Below are 7,093 nucleotides of genomic sequence, written 5' to 3'. Positions count from 1 at the left end.
AGACCATTGGCCTGGCGGTGTCGGAGCGGCTCGGCCGCGGCGGCGACTGGTGGCGCCGGATGGGCACCCGCGACGACGTCAATGACGAGATCGCGGAAAATCTCGCGCGCTTCCATCTGCTCGACGTCATGAACGAGCCGACCGCGACGCTGCCCTACGGCAAGCAGCGCCTGCTGGAGATCGCGGTGGCGATCGCCACAAAGCCGCGGGTGCTGCTGCTCGACGAACCCGCCGCCGGCGTTCCCGAAAGCGAACGCCACGATATTCTCGCGGCCGTTGCCGCCCTGCCGCGCGACGTCACTGTGTTGCTGATCGAGCACGACATGGATCTGGTGTTCTCGTTCGCCGACCGGATTTCGGTCCTCGTCTCCGGCGCGATGCTGGTCGAGGGCGCGCCGGGTGAGGTCGCGCGCGACCCGCGGGTCAAAGCGGTCTATCTCGGCGAGGCCGCCGATGCCTGATCTGTTGTGCATCGAAGCTCTGCGCGCCGGATACGGCGAGGCGGTGGTGTTGCCGCAGATGTCGCTGCGGCTGCCGGAGGGCCAGGTGCTGGCGCTGCTCGGCCGCAACGGCACCGGCAAGACCACGCTGATCAATTCGATCGTCGGGGTGACGCGCCGTTTCGGCGGCACGATCAGTCTCGGCGGGCTCGACATCACGCGGATGCGGCCGGACCAGCGGGCGCGCGCGGGCATCGGCTGGGTGCCGCAGGAGCGCAATATCTTCCGCTCGCTGACGGTCGAGGAGAACATGACCGCGGTGGCGCAGCCGGGACCGTGGAACGTCGCCAGAATCTACCAGATGTTTCCGCGGCTGGAAGAGCGCCGCAACAATTTCGGCAACCAGCTTTCCGGCGGCGAACAGCAGATGCTGGCGATCGGCCGCGCGCTCACGCTCAATCCCAGGGTGCTGCTGCTGGACGAGCCGACCGAGGGGCTGGCCCCGATCATCGTCGAGGAGCTATTGGCCGCGCTTGGCACCATCACCCGGGCCGGCGGCATCTGTTCCATCATCGTCGAGCAGAATGCGCAGAAAATTCTGGGGCTGGCCGACCGCGCTGTGATATTGGAGCGCGGAACGATCGTGCATGACGCGGCCAGCGCCGCCCTGAAGGCCGATCCGGCGGTCCTCGAACGCTTTCTCGGCGTCTCCGGCGCCGCGGTACATTAAAAAACTGGTTGGGAGAACAACAATGCAAAGAACACGAGCCCCTTTCCGCGCCGATGAAGTTGGCAGCCTGCTGCGGCCGCCGAAGATCAAGGAAGCGCGCGCCAGGCGGGAGAAGGGCGAGATTTCGGCCGACGACCTGCGCAAGGTCGAGGACATGGAAATCGAGAAGATCGTCCACAAGCAGGCCTCGGTCGGCCTGAAGCTTGCGACCGACGGCGAGTTCCGCCGCTCCTGGTGGCATTTCGACTTTCTCAGCCAATTGACCGGCTGCGAACTGTTTCACCCCGACGAGGGCATCCAGTTCGCGGGCATCCAGACCCGGCACGAAGCGGTGCGGGTGATCGGCAAGCTCGACTTCCCCGACGATCATCCGATGCTGGCGCATTTCAAGTTTCTGAAAAAGCAATGCGACGTCGCCCATGTGACGCCGAAGATGACGATCCCATCGCCGGCGGTGCTACATTTCCGCGGCGGCCGCAAGTCGATCTCGAAAGAGGTCTATCCCGACATCGAGGGGTTGTTCGAGGATCTCGCCAAGACCTATCGCAAGGCGGTCAAGGCGTTCTATGACGCCGGCTGCCGCTATCTGCAGTTCGACGACACCGTGTGGGCCTATCTGTGCTCGCAGGACGAGCTCAACAAGGTGCGCGCGCGCGGTGAGGACGCCGACAATCTGCAGCAGATCTACGCCCGCATCATCAATTACGCGATCGCCGAGCGGCCGGCCGACATGGTCATCACCACCCATGTCTGCCGCGGCAATTTCCGCTCGACCTGGATTTCGTCGGGCGGCTACGAGCCGGTGGCGGAGACCATGCTGGCCGGCACCAATTACGACGGCTATTTCCTCGAATATGATTCCGAGCGCGCCGGCGGTTTCGAGCCGCTGCGCTATCTGCCCAGGGGCAACAAGATCGTGGTGGTCGGCGTCATTACCTCCAAGAGCGGTACGCTGGAGAAAAAAGACGACATCAAGCGCCGGCTGGAGGAGGCCTCCAAATACGCGCCGCTGGAGCAGCTCGCGGTATCGCCGCAATGCGGCTTCGCCTCCACCGAAGAAGGCAACATCCTCACCGAGGAAGAGCAGTGGGCCAAGCTCAAGCTCGCGGTCGATGTCGCAAAGGAAGTGTGGGGGAGATAGCACGCGCTGTCGCTGGGCGGCGTCGTGCCGCCCCGGTCGCCTGGAACTTATGTCTTGGCCGCCCCCTTCGCCGCCGACATGACTTCTTCGGTTATCTTCTTGATTTGCTCGCTGGCCTGGTTGAACTGACTTTTGAGAAACTCCGACTGAATCTGCATGGCTTCCTGCAGATCGGTGGTTTGAACCACCTTCTTGGCGTGATCGAACGCAGCCTTCATATTTTGTTCGGTGAACGACAGCGCCTTCTTTGACATTTCCGTCGTCGGATGCGGAATCGCGCTAATTGATTTGTTGGCGGCTTCCAGAAACATGCCGAAGGCCTTTTCGGCCTGTTCTATGGTTTTCTCCGCCATCTCTCGCACGGCGGCCGGGACTTCCAGTTTTGGTGAACTCATCGCGCTATCCTCCGATTTCGGTTCAAGCTAGCACCGTTGCCGAAGCGACATCCTTGAGGCAGATCAAGGCGCCGGGGCAGCGCTACGACTGTTGTGCGGCTGGAACAGCCGGCCCTTTTCCACCACCAGCACGACCGCCAGCGACGCCAGCGTGCAGAGGAAAAACCCGGTCGCAAACGGCAGCAGCGTGCCGTCGTAGTCCTGGCCGATCGTGATGCCGAGGCCGATGCCGAGCAGCGTCGTGATCGAGCCGTACAACGACGAAGCGGTGCCGGCGATATGGCCCTGCGGCTCCATCGCCAGCGAGGTGAAATTGGCGAACATCAGCCCGAACGCGAACATCATCAGCGCCGCCAGCGCCAGGAACAGCGGCAGCGGCAGCATCTGCAGTTTCACCGCCAGCAGCATGATCCCCGCCACCGCCACGAAGCCGACCAGCGCGCCATGCGAGATCACCCGCATGCCGATGCGGCCGACGAAGCGGGCGTTGAGAAAGCCGGCGACGGCGACGCCGATCGCGATCGCCGCGAACGCCAGCGGAAAATAGCGGCCGAGCCCGTAGATTTCGGTGAACACCTGCTGCGACGAGAACACGAACGCGAACAGCGAACCCTGCACGCCGCCGGCCGCCAGCGCATAACCCAGGGTCTGCCGGTTGGTCACGGTCTGGCGGAAGGCGCCGAGCACGTCGCGGATCGCCAGCGACTTGCGTTCGGACACGGCTAAGGTTTCCGGCATCCGCAGCGCGCTCCAGATCAGCGCCAGCGCGCCGTACAGCATCAGCACGATGAAGATGCCGCGCCATTGCGTCAGCAGCATCACCGCCTGACCCAGCGACGGCGCGATCACGGGCACGGCGATGAACACCATCATCGCCAGCGACATCACGCTGGCCATGCGGCGGCCGGCATAGCAGTCGCGCACGATCGAGGTCGCAATCACGCGGGTAGCCGAGGTGCCAAGCCCCTGCAGCACGCGCGCCAGCAGCAGGGTCTCGAACGACGACGCCGTAATCGCCAGCACGCTGGCGATGCAATACAGCGCCATGCCGTCGATCAGCACCGGCCGCCGGCCGAAACGGTCGGATAGCGGTCCCATAATGAATTGGCCGATGCCGAAGCCGATCAGGAATGTCGACAGCACCGCCTGCGGCCTGTTGGCGATCGTGATGTGGAAGGCCGAGGCGATGTTGGGCAGCGCCGGCAGCATCATGTCCATGGCCAGCGGATTCAGCGCCATGATCGAAGCGATCACGACCACAAATTCCGGAAAGCCCATCGGCCGATGGCTCGAGGAAACCCAGTCATCGGCATTGAGATCAGTCACGCGGCGCACCTCACGGAAAACGCCGTTCTAACGATCATGCTGCGCTGCACAACCCATGTTACGGGATGGCTGCCGCGCTAGGCGCGGGCTTACCAGTAGACGCCGTACTTCGCAGCGATCCGGCGGGCTTTGTGCTCGTCGCTCTCGCGGCGTTCCGCGCGCGGCTTCGGCTTTGCGATCTCGACCGGTTTTGCTTCCGCAACCGGTGCCGGCTCGACGGCCTTTGCCGGTTCGGTGGCTTTTGCCGGTTCCGCTGCGGTGACGGCTGGTGCGGCGGGCGCTGGATCATCGGCCGCGACCTGAAAGGAAGGATCGGCGTGAGCCGCGACCGACATCAATAGAACCGTGGCCGTCAGAAAAAGTTTGCGCATCGTGGTCCCCTTTGCTGGTGTTGAGGGTTCGAACTAACCCGACACCGGGCCAGAAGTACGTGACCTGGATCACGCGGACCCGTCGCTCTGACGTTGCCTCGATCCCGCCCAAGCCGGTAGCCGTGCTTTTTTCGGTGCTGGCCGAATTATTGCTTCTTGCAAGCCTGGCATCTTGTAAGCTCCGGCTTCGGGATGAATGCTCAGGGAATTCCGGATTCGCCGCGTCGCCGGTTGGGACGGCGTCCGGTTTGGTTTGCCACGGAATCGAAATCGAAGGTGATCTGCGTCACAGTCGGCGGCCGCCGACGGATTAGATTATGCCCGCGCAATCAAACGGCGCCGGGATTGTGTTCACGACGGTGTGTTTGAACCGAAGCAACATTCGAAAGCCGAACGATACGGGACATCAAATAATAAGGGGGATATGGGCCATGCGTTTCCTGATCATAGCATTGTCAGTGGTAGGTATGCTGGTAAGTGCGAACGCCGCCAAGGCCGACAAGCGTGTCGCCTTTGTGGTCGGCAACGGCGCTTACAAGAACGTGACGCCGCTTCCGAACCCGCCGATCGATGCCAAATCCATGGCGGGCGTGCTGCGGAACGCCGGTTTCGATGTCGTTGAAGGCATCAACCTCACCCGCGACAAGATGACCGAGCGGCTGCTCGAATTCGGCAAGAAGACCCAGGGCGCCGATATGGCGGTGTTCTTCTATGCCGGCCATGGCATCGCCGTTGGCGGCACCAACTACCTGCTGCCGGTCGATGCCGACATCAAATCCGAAATGGATGTCAAGCTCGGCAATGCGATCAATATCGATGTGACCCTCGACCAGACCATGAATGACGCCAAGGTCAAGCTGGTATTCCTCGATGCCTGCCGCGACAACCCGTTTGCCGCCAACATCAAGAATTCGGCAGGCACGCGCAGCGTATCCGTCCAGAAGGGTTTGGCCGAAATGAGCTCCGGCGAAGGTACCCTGATCGCCTTTGCGACCGGTCCCGGGCAAACCGCGCTGGATGGCCAGGAAGGTACCAACAGTCCGTTTACCCGGGCGCTGATGGCCAACATCACCCAGCCGGGAGTCGAGATTCAGCAGGCGATGACGCAGGTTCGCGCCCAGGTCAACGAAGAGACCAACAAGGGGCAACTGCCCTGGGGCCACACCAATCTGATCGGCGCCGTCTATCTCAACCCGGCTGCGGCGCCCGCCGGTGCTCCGGCCGCGGTTGCTTCGAACACGCCGGCCGCCACGGTCAACTCCGCTTCGGACGTCGAACTCGAGTTCTGGCGCTCGATCAAGGATTCCAACAAGCCCGAAGAGCTGAACGCCTATCTGACCAACTATCCCAACGGGCAATTCAAGTCGATCGCGCTGTCGCGCATCGCGTCGCTTGAGAACGGTCCGAGCACCACGACCCGCAACCTCACCGTGGGCATCGATCCCGCGACCTTCAACGAGGAAGCCAACCAGCTGACCGAGGATCAGATCGGTCTCGACCGCAACCAGCGCCGCGACGTGCAGCGCCGGCTCACCGGTCTCGGCTTCGACACCAAGGTCAGCGGCAAGTTCGATGAATCGACCCGCGCCGTCATCACGCGCTGGCAGGCCGCTCGCGGTTATCCCAGCACCGGCTACCTCAACAAGCTTCAGCACAAGGCGCTGTTGACGGAAATCGTTGCGACGACGCAGACCGGCTCGAACGACGATTCCGACGATCGGCCGAGCCGTCGCCGTTCCGGTGGCGGCCAGAGGGGCGGCGGAGGCGGCGGACTTGCCGGACCGGGGCAATTCCTTGGCGGCATGGCGCGCGGATTGTTCGGCAGGTGATGTAATGGGAGCGGGGCCGCCAGTGCCATCAGGCGTTGGCGGCCTCGATCTGACGTTCCCGCAAGTGCCTGTTAGTGCCGTTTACCAGACGTATCGCGCCACGCCCTTGCCGGCATAGCTGCTGGTGATATGGGAGAACGGGGGCGGATGTTGAAGGCAAAATCCGCGTCGTGGGGCGGCGGGAATTCGGAGGCGTGATTGCGACAGGCCGTTGAAATTCGAAACTGAAAGTGTCGGCTTCGCCCACCTCTCGTCATAGCCCGCGAAAAGCGGGCGATCCAGTATTCCAGAGCCGTTGGAATGGAATCGAGAAGCCGCGGCGTACTCCATCCCCCGCTTTCGTGGGGTATGACGTCTGTCGTGGCTGCCCAGCACAAGGCCGGAAAAGCAAGACGCGCGCAGAAGCACCATGAGGGATTAGCGCGGGTGGGCAGATGATGGTAGGACACCCTCGCCATCTGCCGCTGCCCACTGCCGTCCCAAATCCTTACCTTCACATCCCCCGATGAAAAACGACCAGATCCTGAGCCAGATCTCCGAATTCTGCCGCCAGGCCGACATGGCGGAATCGACCTTTGGTCGCCGCGCGGTCAATGATGGCAAGCTGGTGCACCGGCTGCGCGAGGGCAAGCGCATCACCATCGATACGCTGGATCGCATCCAGGCCTTTATTGCAGCCTCGATGCCGGGCGGGGTGGCGCCGCCGCGCGGGCTTGAAGTGCCGCCCGAGAAGCGCGACCCCAGAGGCAATTTCCGGTTTTTCGAGAACCGGCAGAAATACCTGTTGTTCGTCCATACCTGCAGCGAGAAGCGGGTGATCGCCGAGCGGGTGGCGCTGGAACTCGGCAGCATCCATCCGCG

General features: G+C 63.0%; 7 protein-coding genes and 1 pseudogene. 5 read left to right on the top strand and 3 right to left on the bottom strand.

Annotated elements, in window-relative coordinates; translation table 11 throughout:
- The 3 genes from ABR948_RS27000 to ABR948_RS26990 form a co-directional block, all read left to right on the top strand.
- On the top strand, positions 1–461 hold a 461-nt coding region (locus ABR948_RS27000; protein ID WP_428123900.1), incomplete at its 5' end, for an ATP-binding cassette domain-containing protein.
- On the top strand, positions 454–1,170 hold the full coding sequence (locus tag ABR948_RS26995) for an ABC transporter ATP-binding protein (RefSeq protein WP_428123898.1): 717 nt from the start codon (positions 454–456) through the stop codon (positions 1,168–1,170). The genes ABR948_RS27000 and ABR948_RS26995, both read left to right, overlap by 8 nt.
- A gap of 22 nt (positions 1,171–1,192) precedes the next feature.
- Positions 1,193–2,311: a cobalamin-independent methionine synthase II family protein gene (locus ABR948_RS26990; RefSeq protein WP_428123895.1), complete on the top strand. Its 1,119-nt coding sequence runs from the start codon at positions 1,193–1,195 to the stop codon at positions 2,309–2,311.
- A gap of 47 nt (positions 2,312–2,358) precedes the next feature.
- Here the strand turns inward: ABR948_RS26990 and ABR948_RS26985 are convergent, their stop codons facing one another.
- The 3 genes from ABR948_RS26985 to ABR948_RS26975 all read right to left on the bottom strand — a co-directional run bounded on the left by ABR948_RS26985 (position 2,359) and on the right by ABR948_RS26975 (position 4,403).
- Positions 2,359–2,706, bottom strand: coding sequence for a phasin (locus ABR948_RS26985; protein ID WP_428123893.1), 348 nt, complete (start codon positions 2,704–2,706; stop codon positions 2,359–2,361).
- Between the two features lie 63 nt (positions 2,707–2,769).
- Entirely contained in the window at positions 2,770–4,032 is a 1,263-nt protein-coding gene (locus ABR948_RS26980) for a multidrug effflux MFS transporter (RefSeq protein ID WP_428123891.1), read from the bottom strand.
- Between the two features lie 89 nt (positions 4,033–4,121).
- Positions 4,122–4,403 (bottom strand): hypothetical protein, encoded by a 282-nt coding sequence (locus ABR948_RS26975; RefSeq protein WP_428123888.1) that lies wholly within the window; start codon positions 4,401–4,403, stop codon positions 4,122–4,124.
- A 431-nt stretch (positions 4,404–4,834) separates the two neighbouring features.
- On the opposite strand from ABR948_RS26975, the gene ABR948_RS26970 reads away from it, so the two are divergent.
- Positions 4,835–6,232 carry a caspase family protein gene (locus tag ABR948_RS26970; RefSeq protein ID WP_428123886.1) on the top strand — a complete coding sequence of 466 codons (1,398 nt, stop codon included), beginning with the start codon at positions 4,835–4,837 and terminating at the stop codon, positions 6,230–6,232.
- A gap of 505 nt (positions 6,233–6,737) precedes the next feature.
- A pseudogene (locus ABR948_RS26965) lies at positions 6,738–7,093 on the top strand (hypothetical protein); the annotation flags it as partial.

The sequence above is a fragment of the Bradyrhizobium sp. genome, from assembly GCF_050014615.1.
Lineage (GTDB): Bacteria > Pseudomonadota > Alphaproteobacteria > Rhizobiales > Xanthobacteraceae > Bradyrhizobium.
This window is presented reverse-complemented; position numbering and strand designations above follow the sequence as displayed.

What these genes read in the sequence shown, in the direction of transcription:
- ABR948_RS26970 (WP_428123886.1), top strand. Translation starts at nt 4,835, where the DNA reads ATGCGTTTCCTGATCATAGCATTGTCAGTGGTAGGTATGCTGGTAAGT.
- ABR948_RS26995 (WP_428123898.1), top strand. Translation starts at nt 454, where the DNA reads ATGCCTGATCTGTTGTGCATCGAAGCTCTGCGCGCCGGATACGGCGAG.
- ABR948_RS26990 (WP_428123895.1), top strand. Translation starts at nt 1,193, where the DNA reads ATGCAAAGAACACGAGCCCCTTTCCGCGCCGATGAAGTTGGCAGCCTG.
- ABR948_RS26975 (WP_428123888.1), bottom strand. Translation starts at nt 4,403, where the DNA reads ATGCGCAAACTTTTTCTGACGGCCACGGTTCTATTGATGTCGGTCGCG.
- ABR948_RS26985 (WP_428123893.1), bottom strand. Translation starts at nt 2,706, where the DNA reads ATGAGTTCACCAAAACTGGAAGTCCCGGCCGCCGTGCGAGAGATGGCG.